Genomic DNA, 15,930 nt, shown 5'->3' with positions numbered 1-15,930 from the left:
TCCTTCGACCGAGAAATTTCTCGGTCGAAGGATCGAACCTCGTTCTCGTTCGGCGCCGACACACCTGACACCCCGAAATAGGTTGCGGCCCGGTGCGAGCATGGTGGTCGTGGAACTCGTCGAGTCGCTCAAGCTCCTTGCCGAGCAGAACCTGTCCGGACTGGCCTTCCTGGCCGCCTACGGCGTCACCTGGGTGGCCTGTGGCGTCGTCTGGCTCAGGGCGTCAGCACGTACGGCCGCCTTTGCCACCCTCTTCCAGGGCATGGTCGCCCTGCCGGCGGCTCTCGGTCTGTCCGCGCTGATCGGAGCGATCGGTGCGGAGCGTCCGGTGCCCGACGAGATCACGCAGCTCTCGGTGCTTGTCGGGACCTCGCAGCTCCTCGGGCTGCCGTTCCTGGTCTACCTGGTCGTCAAGCACCGGTACGCCCTCGTGCCCTTCGCCTTCGCGGCGATCACGTCGATGCACTTCGTGCTGTACTCCTGGCTGTACCAGACACCGGTCTACATCGTGATGGCCGTCCTGATCTCCCTGGGCACGGCCACGGTGATGTTCGCGGCGGCCGAGCCTGAGCGGCAGGCGACACCCGCCCGGGTCAGCTTCCTGACCGGTGGCATCCTGCTGTCGACAGCGCTGCTCTTCCTGACCCTTCACCTGGTCGTCGGCTAGCCGTACCGACCGGTCAGCGCGGCCGCGGCCGCGGCGCCCGCAGGCACTCAGCCCAGCAGCTTCACCACGGCGTCGGCGAGCCTGCCCTCGACGCCCGCTCCGTACTTCATCCAGAGCGACGGCTCGGTGAGCTCCAGCTCGATCACCATCGGGACGCCGTCGTCGCCGGAGACCAGGTCGACGCGCGCATAGGTGAACTCCGCGCCGGTGGCCTCCCGGGCCACGGCGAGTGCCCGCCGCGCCACGTCGATCTGTGCGGGCGTGGCCTCGAACGCTTCCTTCTCCTCCTCCGCGTAGAGCTCGCTGGTGTCCTCGGCGGGGCCGGTGAGCAGCGCGTTCTTGCGGACGGCGTGGGTGAGCTCGCCGTCGATGAAGATCAGGCACGTCTCGCCGGCGGTGTCGACCGAGGTGACGTAGGGCTGGATCATCACCCAGCGGCCGTCGTCGAGCAGGCGGACGGCGTGCGCGATGGCCTTGGCGCGGGACTGCGCGGACACGGGCTGGTAGCGACCGGTGTTCTTGGCGCCGGCGCTGACGACGGGCTTGACCACGAAGTCGCCGAACGCGGGCATGCGGGTGTGCACGGCGCGCTTGGACAGATGCCGGGCGGGGTCGAGCCAGATCGTGGGGATCACGGGGATCCCGGCGTCCTCCAGCACCCGGAGGTAGCGCTTGTCGGTGTTCCACTCGATGACGTCGACGGAGTTGGCCACCTTGGGCAGCGAGCGCGCCCACGCGAGGAACTCGTCGTGGCGCGGCGAGTAGTCCCAGGTGGAGCGGACCAGCACGAGGTCGTAGGAGGTCCAGTCCACGGCGGGGTCGTCCCACACGGCGGGTTCGGCGGTCACGCCGCGCTGCGCCAGGGCGGCGATCAGCGGCACGTCGTCCGTGTCGAGGTCGGGCAGCTGGGAACAGGTCGCGAGGGCTACGCGGGCGTTGGTCACGCCCCGAGACTATCGGGACGGGTCAGGCCGGGTCCCGCGCCGACCGCCACGGGCGGAGCGGCGTCGGTCACACTGCGGGCTCGCGGCCGGGCACGTCCTCGGAGACGTCGGCGGCGGGTTCCGAGGCATCCTGGACGCCCGGCTCGGCTCCGGCTGCGTCCGCGGCCCGGCGCAGCGCGCCGAGGATCCCGTCGGCGGTGAGCGAGCCGACGACGTCGCCCGACTCCCCCACGACCGGCACCCTGCCCATCGCCGAACCCGGCAGGGCCGCCACCGCCTCGAACGCGTCGGTCAGGCGCGCGCCGAGCCGTACGGGCTCCGGCGCGGGCTGGACGATCCGCTCCGCGCCCTCCAGGTCGGCGGTCTGCACGCTCGCGAGCGCGAGCATGCGGGAGGCGGCGCCCTCGCCGGTGAAGTCCCGCACCCGGTCGGACGCCGGGTGGGCCAGCACCGCGAGCGGGCTCGCGACCTGTTCGAGCTTGCCGCCGCGGGACAGCACGGCGATCCGGTCGCCGAGCCGCGCGGCCTCGTCGATGTCGTGGGTCACGAGGATCACGGTGGTCCCGGTCTCGCGCTGGATGCGCTGGAACTCAGCCTGCAGGTGCCGCCGGAACTCCGGGTCGACGGCGCCGAAGGGCTCGTCCATCAGCAGCACGGGCGGGTCGGTGGCCAGTGCGCGGGCCACGCCGATCCGCTGCCGCTCGCCGCCGGACAGCTCGTGCGGGTACCGCTTGGCGTAGGTCGCGGCGGGCAGGCCCACCAGGTCGAGCAGCTCGGACACGCGCGCCCGTGTGCGCCTGCGGTCCCAGCCCAGCAGCCCCGGCACCGTGGCGATGTTCGCCTCGACCGTGCGGTGCGGGAACAGCCCGACGTTCTGGATCACGTAGCCGATGCGGCGGCGCAGCGCCACGGGGTCTGTGGTGGTGACGTCCTCGCCGTCGAGCAGGATCCTGCCCGACGTCGGCTCCACCAGGCGGTTCACCATGCGCAGCGTGGTGGACTTGCCGCAGCCGGACGGGCCGACCAGCGCGAGCACCTCGTGCTCGCGCACGGCGAGGCTCAGTCCTTCGACGGCGACGGTGCCGTCCCCGTACGCCTTGCGGACGGAATCCAGCTCGATCACGGTTCGGGCAGCCATGCCTGAGAACCTACCGGGTCGCAGGCGGTAGGTTCGGAGGCATGCCCGGCAACCCCTGGTTCTCCTGGTCCTACGTGATCGACAACGCGCCCATCCTCTGGCAACGCACGGTCGAGCACGCGGGTCTGACCATCGAGGCCGTCGCGATCTCCGCGGCCATCGCCATCCCGTTGGGGGTGCTGGTCTCGCGGTTCCGCTGGCTGTCCGGGCCGGTCGTCGGCACGGCGGCCGTCATGTACACGGTGCCGTCCCTCGCGCTGTTCGCGATCCTGGCGCCCGTGCTCGGGATCGGCCGCCCGCCCGTCCTGGTGGGCCTGGTGGTCTACGCGCTGCTCATCATCCTGCGCAACACGGTCGCCGGCCTCGCCACCGTGGACCCCGCCGTCCTCGACGCCGCGCGGGGCCTGGGCTACGGGTCCGGCAGGCTGCTCGTCCAGGTGGCCATGCCGAGCGCGCTGCCGAGCATCATCGCCGGTCTGCGGCTGGCCACGGTGTCCAGCGTCGCGCTGGTGACCGTCGGTGTCGTGGTCGGGTACGGCGGGCTGGGGCAGATCATGTTCCAGGGCTTCCGCAACAACTCCTACCGGGCCGAGATCATGACCGCCACGCTGGCTACGATCCTGCTCGCTCTCGTGCTGGACCTCGCCCTGTGGGCGGCCGGCAGAGCCCTGACCCCCTGGCTGCGCAGGAGGACCTCATGAGTGCCCCCACCGGCGTCGTCGACGAAGCCCTCGTGTGGCTCAACGACCCCCTGACCTGGACCGAGCCCGGCGGGGTGCTCGACCTGACCGGGGAGCACCTGGCGATGACCGCCATCGCCGTCGCCGTGGCGTCCGCGGTCGCGATCCCGGTCGGTGCCTGGCTGGGGCACAGCGGGCGGGGAGCGGGTCTCGTCGTCTGGCTCACCAACGCCTCCCGGGCGATGCCGACGCTCGGCATCATCCTGCTGCTCGCCGCGGGCGGGCTGTTCGGCAACTCCGCGGCCGTCATCGCCGCGGCGTTCTTCGCGGTGCCCGTGCTGCTGGTCAACACCTACGAGGGCGTACGCGGCGCCGATCCGGACGCCCGCGACGCGGCGCGCGGCATGGGCATGAGCGACGGGCGCATCCTGCTGCAGGTCGAGCTACCGCTCGCCACCACCCTCGTCGCCGCCGGGCTGCGCACGACCATCGTGCAGGTGGTCGCCACCATCCCGCTCGCGGCGCTCGTCGGCGGCGGTGGTCTGGGCCAGATCATCGCGCTCGGTATGGGCACCCAGCGGTACGGCGAGGTGCTCGCGGGCGGCGTCATCGTGGCGGTGCTCTGCCTCGCGATCGACCTGGTGCTGGCGATCGGGCAGCGTCTGGCCACGCCGGCCCCGCTGCGCTCGAGCGCGCGCTAGACCCGGGCCCGCTGAGACGAAACCGGCCGATGTAACGACATTCTCACGAGCGCGTTTATCCCTTGCCATAGTCGGCCGGCCGGGGTCGAATGGGATCGATCGAAGCCGTAGAACAGTTGTACGTCACCCACGTTCGGAGACATCGATGAAGTTCCCCCGTACGCATCTGTCCCTGCCCCGGGCGCTCGGCGCGGCGGTCGCCGTCGTCAGCCTCACCTTCCTCACCGCCTGCGGCGAGCCGGGATCCGCCGGAGGGAGCGGCGGCAGCAGCACCTCGACGGGCGGCACCAGCGTCGCGGCCTGCGAAGCGGTCCCCGGCGACGAGCTGGTGGTGCTCGACGACGACAAGCAGCTGCAGACCGTGGACAACATCATCCCGGCGATCAACGGGGCCGCCGTGGAGGGTGACGACACCCTCGTGCCGCTCCTCGACTCGGTCTCGGCAGCGCTCGACACCGACACGCTCATCGGCCTGAACAAGGCTGTGGACGTCGACCGCCGCACCTCCAAGGAGGTCGCGGAGGAGTTCGTGGCCGACGCCGGCCTCGACGCCCCGGAGCAGAGCGGCAGCGGCAAGATCGTCATCGGCGCCGCCGACTTCGCGGAGAGCGCCACGCTCGGCACCATCTACGCGACGGTGCTGAACGCCGCCGGGTACGAGGCCGAGGTCACCACCATCGGCAACCGTGAGACCTACCTTCCCGCGCTCGAGGACGGCGAGCAGGTCCAGATCATCCCCGAGTACGTGGGCACGCTCACGGAGTTCATCAACAAGGACGTCAACGGGGCCGAAGCAGAGGCGGTGGCCGGCAGCGACCTGGACGCGACCGTCGAGGCGCTCACCGGGCTCGGCGAGGAGATCGGCCTCGTGTTCGGCCAGCCCTCCCCCGCGCAGGACCAGAACGCGTTCGCCGTGACCAAGGCCTTCGCGGACGAGCACGGCGTCACGTCGCTCAGCGAGCTCGCCGAGGCCTGTGGCGGCCTCGTGCTCGGCGGCCCGCCGGAGTGCACGGAGCGCCCGTTCTGCCAGCCGGGCCTCGAGGAGACCTACGGTCTGGAGTTCGCGGAGTTCAGCTCGCTCGACGCCGGCGGCCCGCTGACCAAGGCGGCGCTCCAGCAGGGCAAGGTCACGCTGGGTCTCGTCTTCAGCTCGGACGGCTCCCTGACCCCGAACGCATGACCACCCGTTGAGTGCTGGATCTTCGCCCTCCTGATCGTCGTTTCAGGGCGAAGATCCAGCACTCAACTGCTTTACAGGCCGTAGGACTCCAGGAAGCGGAGCCAGACCTCGCTGACCGTCGGGTAGGCCGGGACCGCGTGCCAGAGGCGGTCGAGCGGCACCTCGCCGACGACGGCGATCGTCGCGGCGTGGAGCATCTCCCCGGCGTCGGGCCCCACGAAGGTGGCGCCCACCAGGACCCGCCGCTGCGTGTCGACGAGCACCTGGGCACGCCCCTTGTAGCCGGGCGACTCCACGCTCGCGCCGGCCACCCAGGCCAGGTCGTACGACACGGCCTCCACCGGGATCCCCGCCGCGCGCGCCTCACGTTCGGTCGGGCCCACCCACGAGACCTGCGGCCGCGTGAACACGACCTGGACGCGCGCGCCGTGGTCGGCGGTCGCGGCATACCGCGACCAGGCCTTGCCCTCCTGCCCGACGGCGGGCTCCGGGTCACCGCTCGTCGGCGACCGGTCCCCCGCCTCCGTGCCGTACCGCGCGGCCACCACGTCACCGACGATCCGCGCCTGGTACTTGCCCTGATGGGTGGTCGGCGCGCGGCCGGTCACGTCGCCGCAGGCGTACAGCCAGCCGCCCGGCACGCCGGTGACCTGCAACGACTCGTCGACGACGAGGGCGCCGCCACGGCCGAGCCCGGACTCGGCCAGGCCCACGCTCTCGATACCCAGGTCGGCGGTCCGCGGCACCCGGCCGGTGGCCACGAGGATCTCGGCGGCGGTGATCGTGCCGCCGTCGGCAAGGGTGACGGTCACCGGGCCGGGGGCGCCGTCCTCGGCGCCGACGCCGGGGCGCTCGACCGAGGCCACCTCCGCGCCGGTACGGACGTCCACACCCAGTGCGGTCAGCGACTCCGCGACCATCTCGCCGGCGAACGGCTCCGCGGAGGACAGCAGCCCGCCGCGCGACAGCAGCGTCACCCGCGCGCCGAGGTCCGCGTACGCGTTGGCCATCTCGACGCCGACCACCCCGCCGCCGACGACCACCAGCGACTCGGGGATCGTGTCCGACGCCGTCGCCTCGCGGCTCGACCAGGGCGCGGCCTCCGCCAGCCCGGGCGTGCCGGGCAGGACGGGGACGCTGCCGGTCGCGACGATCACCGCATGCCGGGCGCGCAGGAGCCGCTTCGCCGGAGCCTCTCCCGTCTCCGCCTCCCCGAGGCCGCCGTCCGCCCCGCCCTGCGCCCCGCTGTCCGAGCCCGCGGGCACCGTGACCTCGACGAGCCGCTCCCCGGCCAGCCGCCCGTGCCCGCGCACCAGGGACAGACCCGCGCTCTCGACCCAGGAGACCTGCCCGGAGTCGTCCCAGTTGCTCGTGATCTCGTCGCGCCGGGCGAAGACGGCAGCTACGTCTGGCGCGCCCGGATCCCGTAGGCCGGGAGTCTCCTTGGCCAGGGCACGCACCGCGCCCGCCCGCAGCAGCACCTTGGACGGCATACAGGCCCAGTACGAGCACTCACCGCCCACCAGCTCGGACTCGACCAGGGCAACGGACAGGCCGGTGCGCGAGGCCCGGTCGGCGGCGTTCTCACCGACCGGGCCACCACCGATCACTACGACGTCGAACAGCTCCTCAGAAACACTCATGCGGCCATCGTGGCCCGCTGGCGCCCCGACCGCCAGAGGGCTCGACGCGTCAGGCCAGCCCGGCCTTGCGCAGCGCGTCCGCCATCGCGGTGTCGGCGGGCGCGGGACGCCCGCGGCCACCTTGCCCGCCCTGGCCCGGACCGCCCTGCCCTCGCCCGTTCCGGCCGCGACCCTCGCCGCCACCGGGACGCCCGCCGCGCTGACCGCCGCCCTGGCCACCGGAGCCCTGCCCGCCCGAACCCTCTCCGCCGGAGCGAGAGCCACCGGAGGTGCGGCCGCCGGTCACACCGATCTCGTCGTCCAGGCGCAACGAGAGGGCGATCCGCTTGCGCGGCAGGTCGACGTCCATGACCTTGACCTTGACGATGTCGCCCGACTTCACGACCTCGCGCGGGTCGCTCACGAAGTTCTTCGACATCGCCGAGACGTGCACGAGGCCGTCCTGGTGCACGCCGACGTCCACGAACGCGCCGAACGCCGCGACGTTGGTGACCTGGCCCTCCAGGACCATGCCGGGCACCAGGTCGCCGAGCTTCTCGACACCGTCCGCGAAGGACGCCGTGACGAATGCGGGGCGCGGGTCCCGGCCGGGCTTCTCCAGCTCGGCGAAGATGTCGGTGACCGTCGGCAGACCGAATGTCTCGTCGACGAAGTCGGTGGGCTTGAGCGTGCGCAGCGCGCTCCCGTTGCCGATGAGGGCCTTCACGTCAGCGCCCACCGACGTCACGATGCGCCGCGCCAGCGGGTACGCCTCGGGGTGCACCGACGACGCGTCCAGCGGTTCGTCGCCGCCCGAGACCTTGAGGAAGCCCGCGCACTGCTCGAACGCCTTGGGACCCAGCCGCGGAACCTTCTTGAGCGCAGCACGCGACGCGTACGGGCCGTTGGCGTCCCGGTGGGCGACGATGTTCTCCGCGAGCGTCGAGGTGATGCCGGAGACACGCGACAGCAGTGGCACCGACGCGGTGTTGAGGTCGACGCCCACACCGTTCACACAGTCCTCGACCACCGCGTCCAGCGACCGCGAGAGCTTGGTCTCGGTGATGTCGTGCTGGTACTGGCCGACGCCGATCGACTTGGGGTCGATCTTCACGAGCTCGGCGAGCGGGTCCTGGAGGCGGCGCGCGATCGACACCGCACCCCGGATGGACACGTCGAGGTCGGGCAGCTCCGCACTCGCGTAGGCGGACGCCGAGTACACGGACGCCCCCGCCTCCGAGACGATGGCCTTGGTCAGCCCGAGCTCCGGCGCCTTCTTCATGAGGTCGGCGGCCAGGCGCTCGGTCTCGCGCGAGGCCGTCCCGTTGCCGATCGCCACGAGGTCGACGTCGTGCTTCTTGGCCAGGGTGGCGAGCTTCGCGAGCGACTCGTCCCAGCGGTTCGCCGGCGCGTGCGGGTAGATGGTCGCGTGCTCGACGACCTTGCCCGTCGCGTCGACGACGGCGACCTTGACGCCCGTGCGCAGGCCCGGGTCGAGGCCCATCGTGGCGCGCGTACCTGCCGGCGCGGCGAGCATCAGGTCACGGAGGTTGGCCGCGAAGACGCGGACCGCCTCGTCCTCCGCCTCGGAACGCAGCCGTAGCCGCACGTCGATGCCGAGGTGCACGAGGATCTTGGTGCGCCAGGCCCAGCGCACGGTGTCGGCGAGCCAGCGATCGCCCGGGCGGCCCTGGTTCGCGATGTCGAACTGGTGCGCGATGGTCGCCTCGTAGGACGTCGGTACGCCTGCCTCGATGCCCTCCTCCGGCTCGATCGTCAGGTCCAGCACGTCCTCCTTCTCGCCCCGGAAGAGGGCGAGCACCCGGTGCGACGGCAGGCTGGACAGCGACTCGGCGAAGTCGAAGTAGTCCGAGAACTTCGCGCCCTTCTCCTGCGCACCGTCGCGGACGGTGGACAGCATGCGGCCGCGCTTCCAGAGCCGCTCCCGCAGCGTGCCGATCAGGTCGGCGTCCTCGCCCATGCGCTCCACGAGGATCGAGCGGGCGCCGTCGAGCGCCGCCGCGGTGTCCGCGATGCCCTTGTCGGCGTCGACGTAGGGGCCGGCAGCCGTCGTCGGGTCGAGCGACGGGTCGCCGAGCAGCGCGAGGGCGAGCGGCTCCAGGCCGGCCTCCCGCGCGATCTGCGCCTTGGTGCGTCGCTTCGGCTTGAAGGGGAGGTAGATGTCCTCGAGGCGCGACTTGGTCTCCGCCGAGAGGATCTGGGCGCGCAGCTCGTCCGTGAGCTTGCCCTGCTCCTCCACCGACGACAGGATCGCCGCGCGCCGCTCCTCCAGCTCGCGCAGGTACCGCAGCCGCTCCTCGAGCGTGCGCAGCTGCGCATCGTCGAGCGTGCCGGTGACCTCCTTGCGGTAGCGGGCGATGAACGGCACCGTCGCGCCGCCGTCGAGCAGGTCGACCGCCGCGGCCACCTGCCCCTCCCGAACACCCAGCTCCTCGGCGATCCGCCGATTGATGCTTGCCACTTGATCCCTTACCTCACTTGTAGAAGGTCGGGACAGATTGTGCCCGGAGCCACTGACACTTGTCGCCTCCATCCGCGCGTGTCATACCCAGCCTCTCGCTCGGTATGCACACCGGCCGAATCAGAACTATCCTTCTGATGAGCGAACAATAGTTCTGATATCAGAAGGATTGTGGGAAGCGCGATGGACTGGGACCATCCCGAACACGTCTTCGGGTCATCACTCGAGCCTGTCGTCCTACGCGTGCTCTGGAGAACGACATCTAGCATGACCGGAGCCCAGGTGCATCGCCTGGCCAACACTGGCTCGGATCAGGGCGTCCGTCGTGCACTGGAACGGCTGGTCGAGTTCGGCATCGTCCGGTCCCGCCAAGCCGGGCGAGCCATCCTCTACTCGCTGAACCGCGAGCATCTGCTGTTCCCGGCTGTCGACGGTGCGTTCCGTGCGCTGCATCCCACACAGAGCTTCCGGACGATCGTCCAGGAGATCGTCACAAACCACTTTCCGACCGCTCCGGGGACCGTCTCGGTCGCCCTGTTCGGCTCTGTCGCGCGGGGCGATGCACGCCTCGATTCCGACGTCGACCTGCTGGTCATCGCGCCCGACTCCTACTCCGAGCCCGCGCAGGGCGTCGCCGATGATCTGCGCGGGCTGGAGCCACGAATCGGCCAATGGGTCCAGGTATATCTCACCGACCCGGATCGCCTTCGCCACGCAGTCGAGACGGACGATCCCATCGTCCAGTCATTCCGGGACGACTGCGAACAACTGCACGGACCCGACGTACGTACCTATCTCCAAGGAACCAGATGAGCCCGAAGCACCAGCCCCGCACTCGTTCGATGACTCGCGGCGACGTCGCGGTACGAGCCTCCACGGCGCGGAAGTACCAGGAGGTAGCGGAGCTGGTCATGGGTGAAGACCCCGCTGAACGTCACGTCGCGGGAGGCCTCGCTGTCCTGGCAGCGATTGCGGCATCAGACGCGATCTGTGGGGCGTCTCTTCAGGAGTGCGCCAGGGACCAGGATCACTCGCGTGCCGCGGACCTCCTGGCAACGGTCGATCCCAACGGGAGAGAGTTGGCCGTGCGCCTGCGCAAGGTTCTCGATGAGAAGTCTGCAGCCCACTACGGCGCTTCGTTCCTCAGCCCGCAGCAGAGCTCCTACATGGTCAAGCATGCCCGGTCCCTCGTGGACTCCATGGAGGGCTACGTCGGCCGAGGGAACTGAACACCACCGCGAACCAGCCCGCATGAACGTGGACGTGAGATCGCCGCAAGTCTGGTGCGTGTCGTAACACAAACGGGTCGTGACCTACCAGGAGAAACCCGTGCAGCGTCGCCGTCGAACCGCCCACCTCACCCGCCGCACGACGGCCGCCGCTGCGGCAGTCGCTGCCGTCCTCGCCCTGACCGCATGCGGCGGGCCGGCCCCGGACGAGGGCCTGGAGCGCTCGGACGCGGACCGCCTGGTCATCACGCCCGCCGACGCTCCCGCGAGCGCCGATGCCGTCGCCGCGACCGAGCAGCTCGGCCTGCTCGCCCTGCGCGCGACCACCGAGCCGGACGCGAACACCCTGGTCTCCCCGGCGTCCCTGACCTTCGCCCTGGCGCTGCTCGCCGAGGGCGCGCGCGGTGAGACCGCTGCGTCCCTGGACGCCGCGCTCGGCGCGACCGGCGAGGATCGCACCTCCGCCTACAACGCACTCCAGGGCGTGCTCGCCGAGCACGACGGCGACCCCGCCGTCGTGCAGGGCGACGAGCTCCCCGACGAGCCTGTCCTGCACCTGGCGAACCAGGCGGTGCTGGACGACGGCCTCACCGTCGAGCAGCCCTACCTGGACGCGCTGGCAGCCTCGTTCGACGCCGGCGTCCAGCGCACCGACCTGGCGAGCGACGAGGGCAAGAAGGTCCTGGACGCCTGGGTGAACGAGCACACCGGCGGCCTGATCGAGAAGTCCGCGATCGAGCCCGACCCGTTGCTGCGCCTGGTGCTGCAGAACGCGATACTCCTCGCCGCGGGCTGGGAGACCCCGTTCCAGGAGTCCACGACGAGGGACGAGGACTTCACCGGACCCGACGGCACGGCGCCCACCGAGATGCTGCACGGCACCGAGAGCTGGGCCTATGCGACCCACGACGGGTGGGCTGCCGTCCGGCTCCCTTACGTCGACGCGTTCCACGCAGACGTGCTGCTGCCGCCGGCGGGTACCGACCCGGCGGAGATCATGCCCGAGACGCTGGACACCCTCCAGGAGGCCCTCGGCGCCGAGGGCCCGCGGCTGGTCGAGCTCGCCATGCCGACCCTGGAGCTCGAGCCACCGATCCTGGACCTCGGTCCGGCGCTGGAGGAGGCGGGCCTGGCCGGTCTGTACGACGGAGCGGACCTGTCCGGCATCAGCACGACCGAGCCGCTGGAGGTGAGCCAGGTGCTGCAGCAGGCTTACCTGAGCCTCGACGAGGCAGGCACCGTCGCGGCCGCCGTCACCGAGATCGCCATGGAGGTGAGCGGCGCCGCGCCCACCGATCCAGCGGTCACGATGCACGTCGACCGCCCCTATCTGCTGCGGATCGCCCACACCGAGACGAAGCTTCCCCTCTTCCTCGCGGCGGTGCGCAGCCCGCAGCACTGACCATTGACCGGGGCATCCGACCGCCAGTAGCGTGCGCACCGAACGGGTGAAACCGCACTCCCTGCGGCCGGATCCCCCGAGCACGAGGAGGTGCTTCCGTGGCGTTGTCCTTCCTCGACCGCGAGCACACGGTGGCCAAGCCCGGCTACAGCAGATGGCTCATCCCGCCGGCGGCGCTCGCCATCCATCTGTGCATCGGCCAGGCGTACGCGACCAGCGTCTACAAGAGCGCGCTGGTCGCGCACTTCGAGTCGAGCCTGACGGCGGTCGGCGTCATCTTCTCCATCGCGATCGTCATGCTCGGGCTCTCGGCGGCAGTGCTGGGGACCTGGGTGGAGCGGGCCGGCCCCAGGGCCGCGATGTTCGCGTCGGCCTGCTTCTGGGCCTCCGGGTTCCTCGTCGGCGCGCTGGGCATCGCGACGTCGCAGCTGTGGCTCGTGTATCTCGGGTACGGCTTCATCGGTGGTATCGGGCTGGGCATCGGCTACATCTCGCCGGTCTCCACGCTGATCAAGTGGTTCCCGGACCGGCCGGGGCTGGCCACCGGTATGGCGATCATGGGTTTCGGCGGCGGCGCGCTCGTCGCCTCGCCGCTCTCGCGTCAGCTCATGGCGTTCTACGACAGCGGCTACGACCCGTCCGACCCCACCTCCGTGGCGTCCGGCAGCGCCGTCACCTCGCTCTTCGTGACGCTGGGCATCGTGTACTTCCTCGTGATGATGCTCGGCGTGTTCACGGTGAAGGTCCCGCCGCCCGGGTGGGCGCCCGCGGGGTTCGACGCCGGTGCGGTGGCCGCGAAGCCGATGGTGTCGGCCGCGAACGTCTCGGCGGCGAACGCGATCAGGACCCCGCAGTTCTGGTTCCTGTGGACGGTCCTGTTCTGCAACGTGACGGCGGGCATCGGCATCCTCGAGCAGGCCTCGCCGATGATCCAGGACTTCTTCCGGGACGGCGGCACGTCGTCCGTCGCGCCGACGACGGCGGCGGGCTTCGTCGCGTTCCTGTCCCTGTTCAACATGGCGGGCCGCTTCGTGTGGTCGTCGACGTCGGACTACATCGGCCGCAAGCCGACCTACATCATGTACCTGGGCGTCGGGATGGTCCTGTACCTGCTCCTGGCGACCGTCGGACACCTCTCCACGGTGATCTTCGTGCTCGTCGCCGCGGTGATCCTCTCGTTCTACGGCGGCGGCTTCGCCACGGTCCCCGCATACCTGCGTGACCTGTTCGGCACGTTCCAGGTGGGCGCCATCCACGGTCGTCTGCTCACCGCGTGGTCCGCGGCCGGTATCGCGGGCCCGCTGATCATCAACGGGTTCCTCGACGCCCAGGGCACCCCCGGCGAGCTGGTCGCCGCCGACTACCGGCCCGCGCTGTTCACCATGGTCGCCGTGCTCGCGGTCGGCTTCGTCGCCAACATCCTGATCCGCCCCGTGGCGGCACGGTTCCACGAGGCGCCGAGCCGCGCCGACGCGCTCACCGAGGGAAAGGCGTGACCATGCCGGAACAGACCACGACGGAGGCCGGACGGCCCGCCCCGGAGCCGCCGTCGAACCAGGTCCCACGCCTGGTCATCACCTGGCTGGTGGTGACCGTCCCGCTGGCGTACGGCCTGTTCCAGACCGTCCGCAGCGTCATCCCGCTCTTCACGAGCTGACCACCCGGTCCGCCCACGTGTAGACGTTCATCGAGTCGCCGCGCACGAAGCCGAGCAGGGTCAGGCCGCACTCGTCGGCGAGGTCCACGGCCAGCGTGGACGGCGCCGAGATCGCGGACAGCACCGGGATGCCGGCCCGGGCTGCCTTCTGCACCAGCTCGAACGACGCCCGCCCGCTGACCTGGAGGATCGTCCCGGCGGCGGGCAGGGCGCCGTCGCGCAGCGCCGCCCCGACCACCTTGTCGACGGCGTTGTGCCGGCCGACGTCCTCGCGGACGTACAACGGCTCGCCGTCGGCGGTGAACAGGCCCGCCGCGTGCAGGCCACCGGTCCGGTCGAAGGCACGCTGGCGCTCGCGCAGCCGGTCGGGCAGTGCGGAGATCACGTCCGAGCCGACGGTGACCGGGTCGCTCGCGACCGGCCAGCGCAGCCCGGCCCGCACCTCCACCACGGTGTCCGACCCGCAGACGCCGCACGCGCTCGTCGTCGCGAAGGCCCGCTGCCGCGGGGGCTCGACGCCGCGCGCGAGTGCTACCTCGACCGTGTTGTCCTCGTCGGGGCACAGCCGCATCGCCACTATGTCGCCCGGCGCGGCCACCGCGCCCTCCGAGACCAGCCAGCCGGCCACGAGATCGAAGTCGTCGCCGGGGGTGCGCATCGTCACGGTCAGCGCGCTGCTGCCCGACGCCGCGCCGCCGACAGGCGTCGTCCCGCCTGGTGCTGGACCCGGGTCGACCAGCCGAACCATCAGCGGCTCCTCGACGGCGAGCGTGTCCGGACGCGCCGCGCGTGCGCCCTCGCGGACGCGGACGACGCGCCGTCGGTCGGTGACGACTCCCATGCCGCCAGTCTCGCATCTACCCGGACCGCCACGTGCAGCCCCATCTGCCGCAGAACACGCATCAGGCTATCCGCAGAATCTGCATTAGCCTCACCGCGAAACATGCATTAGCGTCGCACGCATGGAGCCTTCGACGGAACGCGCAGCATCAGACACTTACGTGCCGCGATACGTCGACAGTGTCCTCGACGACCTGTTCGACGACGTCCCAGCCGTCATGTTGACCGGCCCTCGAGCCTGCGGCAAGACCACGACCGCAGCACGGAGAGCAGCCTCCGTGCTGCGCCTGGACGACCCCGAGCAGTCTCGCCTGTTCACGGGGCAGCCAGACGCCTACGTGCGACGCCTTCCCGAGCCGGTCTTGATCGACGAGTGGCAGGAGGCTCCCGAGTCTCTCGGAGTCGTCAAGCGAGCAGTCGACTCCGGCACCGGCGCGGGCCGGTTCCTCGTCACGGGCAGCGTGCGGGCACGCCATCAGGGCGCGACCTGGCCAGGCACAGGTCGTGTGGTCCCGTTGCCCATGTTCGGCCTCACCGTCGGAGAGCTGGAGCGCTCCCCCAGGGCAGCGACCTTCGTCGAACGGCTCTTCGACCCCCATGGCTTCGAGCCGGGGCCTCTTGAGGGTGCACCCGACATCTTCGAGTACGTGGCTCTCGCGGTGTCTGGCGGCTTTCCCGAAGCTGTCAACGCCAGGACAGCCACCCGGACTCGATGGCTCAACGGGTACGTGGAACAGCTGGTCCACCGCGACGCCCTCGACCTCGCCCCCGTCCGCGCGCCGGCCCGCATGGCAGCGCTCCTCCGTGCGGTCGGCCTGAGCACCGCCGGAGTTCCCACGCTGACGACGCTCACCGACGCGGCGGCGATCGACGCACGAACCGCGAAGGCGTACCTCGATCTACTGGAGGAACTGCGGATCATCGAGCGGGTACAGCCCTGGCTGTCCAACAGTCTCAAGCGGCTCACGAAGGCCCCGAAGTACTACGTCGTCGACAGCAGCCTCGCCGCCTTCCTCGCCGGAGCCGACAGCCAGCGGATACTCAACGACGGCGAACTCCGCGGTCGTATCATCGATACGTTCGTCACCGCACAGATCCGACCCCTCGTGGCACTCCACGCGGCGGGCATGACGATGCACCATCTTCGGACGCGCGACGGCGACCACGAGATCGACCTGGTGATCGAGTCCTCCGACGGTCGCACTGTCGGGATCGAGGTCAAGGCCGCCGCCGTCGTCGACCAGAGTGACGCTCGCCACCTAGCCTGGTTCCGGGAACTGCGTGGTCCCGAGTTTGCCCGCGGCATCGTGCTGCACACGGGCACTTCCGCGTTCCAGCTGAGCGAGAAGATCTGGGCCATGCCGATCGCCTCGCTCTGGCGCTGACTC

At 70.9% G+C, this 15,930-nt stretch carries 15 protein-coding genes; 10 read left to right on the top strand and 5 right to left on the bottom strand.

What is annotated here, in order from left to right; genetic code table 11:
* Window positions 1-100 precede the first annotated feature (100 nt).
* Complete coding sequence (locus ACQEVI_RS18675) at window positions 101-667, top strand: DUF7010 family protein (protein ID WP_432901504.1); 567 nt, start codon at window positions 101-103, stop codon at window positions 665-667.
* A 47-nt stretch (window positions 668-714) separates the two neighbouring features.
* Here the strand turns inward: ACQEVI_RS18675 and ACQEVI_RS18670 are convergent, their stop codons facing one another.
* Together ACQEVI_RS18670 and ACQEVI_RS18665 are read right to left on the bottom strand one after the other, a co-directional pair.
* A complete protein-coding gene (locus ACQEVI_RS18670) occupies window positions 715-1,611 on the bottom strand; it encodes an ATP-grasp domain-containing protein (protein ID WP_432901502.1) in 897 nt (298 codons plus the stop codon).
* Between the two features lie 67 nt (window positions 1,612-1,678).
* On the bottom strand, window positions 1,679-2,749 hold the full coding sequence (locus ACQEVI_RS18665) for an ABC transporter ATP-binding protein (protein WP_432901500.1): 1,071 nt from the start codon (window positions 2,747-2,749) through the stop codon (window positions 1,679-1,681).
* Between the two features lie 41 nt (window positions 2,750-2,790).
* On the opposite strand from ACQEVI_RS18665, the gene ACQEVI_RS18660 reads away from it, so the two are divergent.
* The 3 genes from ACQEVI_RS18660 to ACQEVI_RS18650 all read left to right on the top strand — a co-directional run bounded on the left by ACQEVI_RS18660 (window position 2,791) and on the right by ACQEVI_RS18650 (window position 5,310).
* Window positions 2,791-3,450 (top strand): ABC transporter permease, encoded by a 660-nt coding sequence (locus tag ACQEVI_RS18660; RefSeq protein ID WP_432901498.1) that lies wholly within the window; start codon window positions 2,791-2,793, stop codon window positions 3,448-3,450.
* Window positions 3,447-4,130: an ABC transporter permease gene (locus ACQEVI_RS18655; protein ID WP_432901496.1), complete on the top strand. Its 684-nt coding sequence runs from the start codon at window positions 3,447-3,449 to the stop codon at window positions 4,128-4,130. The genes ACQEVI_RS18660 and ACQEVI_RS18655 overlap by 4 nt, the downstream gene beginning before the upstream one ends.
* Before the next feature lie 145 nt (window positions 4,131-4,275).
* Complete coding sequence (locus ACQEVI_RS18650; RefSeq protein WP_432901494.1) at window positions 4,276-5,310, top strand: glycine betaine ABC transporter substrate-binding protein; 1,035 nt, start codon at window positions 4,276-4,278, stop codon at window positions 5,308-5,310.
* A gap of 71 nt (window positions 5,311-5,381) precedes the next feature.
* On the opposite strand, the gene ACQEVI_RS18645 is transcribed toward ACQEVI_RS18650, so the two are convergent.
* Both ACQEVI_RS18645 and ACQEVI_RS18640 read right to left on the bottom strand, forming a co-directional pair.
* Window positions 5,382-6,953, bottom strand: coding sequence for a dihydrolipoyl dehydrogenase family protein (locus ACQEVI_RS18645; protein ID WP_432901492.1), 1,572 nt, complete (start codon window positions 6,951-6,953; stop codon window positions 5,382-5,384).
* A 49-nt stretch (window positions 6,954-7,002) separates the two neighbouring features.
* Window positions 7,003-9,486: a Tex family protein gene (locus tag ACQEVI_RS18640; RefSeq protein ID WP_432901490.1), complete on the bottom strand. Its 2,484-nt coding sequence runs from the start codon at window positions 9,484-9,486 to the stop codon at window positions 7,003-7,005.
* Window positions 9,487-9,597: 111 nt separating this feature from the next.
* On the opposite strand from ACQEVI_RS18640, the gene ACQEVI_RS18635 reads away from it, so the two are divergent.
* The 5 genes from ACQEVI_RS18635 (at window position 9,598) to ACQEVI_RS18615 (ending at window position 13,702) form a co-directional block, all read left to right on the top strand.
* On the top strand, window positions 9,598-10,227 hold the full coding sequence (locus tag ACQEVI_RS18635; protein ID WP_432901488.1) for a nucleotidyltransferase domain-containing protein: 630 nt from the start codon (window positions 9,598-9,600) through the stop codon (window positions 10,225-10,227).
* Window positions 10,228-10,256: 29 nt separating this feature from the next.
* A complete protein-coding gene (locus tag ACQEVI_RS18630; protein ID WP_432901486.1) occupies window positions 10,257-10,643 on the top strand; it encodes a hypothetical protein in 387 nt (128 codons plus the stop codon).
* 100 nt (window positions 10,644-10,743) lie between these two features.
* Entirely contained in the window at window positions 10,744-12,045 is a 1,302-nt protein-coding gene (locus ACQEVI_RS18625) for a serpin family protein (protein ID WP_432901484.1), read from the top strand.
* Window positions 12,046-12,149: 104 nt separating this feature from the next.
* Window positions 12,150-13,541 (top strand): OFA family MFS transporter, encoded by a 1,392-nt coding sequence (locus ACQEVI_RS18620; protein ID WP_432906008.1) that lies wholly within the window; start codon window positions 12,150-12,152, stop codon window positions 13,539-13,541.
* Between the two features lie 2 nt (window positions 13,542-13,543).
* On the top strand, window positions 13,544-13,702 hold the full coding sequence (locus ACQEVI_RS18615; RefSeq protein ID WP_432901483.1) for an MFS transporter small subunit: 159 nt from the start codon (window positions 13,544-13,546) through the stop codon (window positions 13,700-13,702).
* On the opposite strand, the gene fdhD is transcribed toward ACQEVI_RS18615, so the two are convergent.
* On the bottom strand, window positions 13,692-14,543 hold the full coding sequence (gene fdhD / locus ACQEVI_RS18610) for a formate dehydrogenase accessory sulfurtransferase FdhD (RefSeq protein ID WP_432901481.1): 852 nt from the start codon (window positions 14,541-14,543) through the stop codon (window positions 13,692-13,694). The two genes, ACQEVI_RS18615 and fdhD, sit on opposite strands and share 11 nt — an antisense overlap.
* Before the next feature lie 121 nt (window positions 14,544-14,664).
* Between fdhD and ACQEVI_RS18605 the strand changes: the two genes are divergently transcribed.
* Window positions 14,665-15,927 (top strand): ATP-binding protein, encoded by a 1,263-nt coding sequence (locus ACQEVI_RS18605; RefSeq protein ID WP_432901479.1) that lies wholly within the window; start codon window positions 14,665-14,667, stop codon window positions 15,925-15,927.
* The last annotated feature ends 3 nt before the right edge of the window (window positions 15,928-15,930 follow it).

It is taken from the genome of Promicromonospora sp. CA-289599, from assembly GCF_050936155.1.
Lineage (GTDB): Bacteria > Actinomycetota > Actinomycetes > Actinomycetales > Cellulomonadaceae > Promicromonospora.
The sequence above is the reverse complement of the archived record's forward strand: the minus strand, read 5'-3'. Positions and strand labels throughout refer to the sequence as shown.

Excerpts from the sequence above, each read along its gene's own strand:
- ACQEVI_RS18645 (WP_432901492.1), bottom strand. The coding sequence starts at position 6,953 with ATGAGTGTTTCTGAGGAGCTGTTCGACGTCGTAGTGATCGGTGGTGGC.
- ACQEVI_RS18655 (WP_432901496.1), top strand. The coding sequence starts at position 3,447 with ATGAGTGCCCCCACCGGCGTCGTCGACGAAGCCCTCGTGTGGCTCAAC.
- ACQEVI_RS18635 (WP_432901488.1), top strand. The coding sequence starts at position 9,598 with ATGGACTGGGACCATCCCGAACACGTCTTCGGGTCATCACTCGAGCCT.
- ACQEVI_RS18665 (WP_432901500.1), bottom strand. The coding sequence starts at position 2,749 with ATGGCTGCCCGAACCGTGATCGAGCTGGATTCCGTCCGCAAGGCGTAC.
- ACQEVI_RS18615 (WP_432901483.1), top strand. The coding sequence starts at position 13,544 with ATGCCGGAACAGACCACGACGGAGGCCGGACGGCCCGCCCCGGAGCCG.
- ACQEVI_RS18660 (WP_432901498.1), top strand. The coding sequence starts at position 2,791 with ATGCCCGGCAACCCCTGGTTCTCCTGGTCCTACGTGATCGACAACGCG.
- ACQEVI_RS18640 (WP_432901490.1), bottom strand. The coding sequence starts at position 9,486 with ATGGAGGCGACAAGTGTCAGTGGCTCCGGGCACAATCTGTCCCGACCT.
- ACQEVI_RS18630 (WP_432901486.1), top strand. The coding sequence starts at position 10,257 with ATGACTCGCGGCGACGTCGCGGTACGAGCCTCCACGGCGCGGAAGTAC.
- ACQEVI_RS18605 (WP_432901479.1), top strand. The coding sequence starts at position 14,665 with ATGGAGCCTTCGACGGAACGCGCAGCATCAGACACTTACGTGCCGCGA.
- ACQEVI_RS18650 (WP_432901494.1), top strand. The coding sequence starts at position 4,276 with ATGAAGTTCCCCCGTACGCATCTGTCCCTGCCCCGGGCGCTCGGCGCG.
- fdhD (WP_432901481.1), bottom strand. The coding sequence starts at position 14,543 with ATGGGAGTCGTCACCGACCGACGGCGCGTCGTCCGCGTCCGCGAGGGC.
- ACQEVI_RS18675 (WP_432901504.1), top strand. The coding sequence starts at position 101 with ATGGTGGTCGTGGAACTCGTCGAGTCGCTCAAGCTCCTTGCCGAGCAG.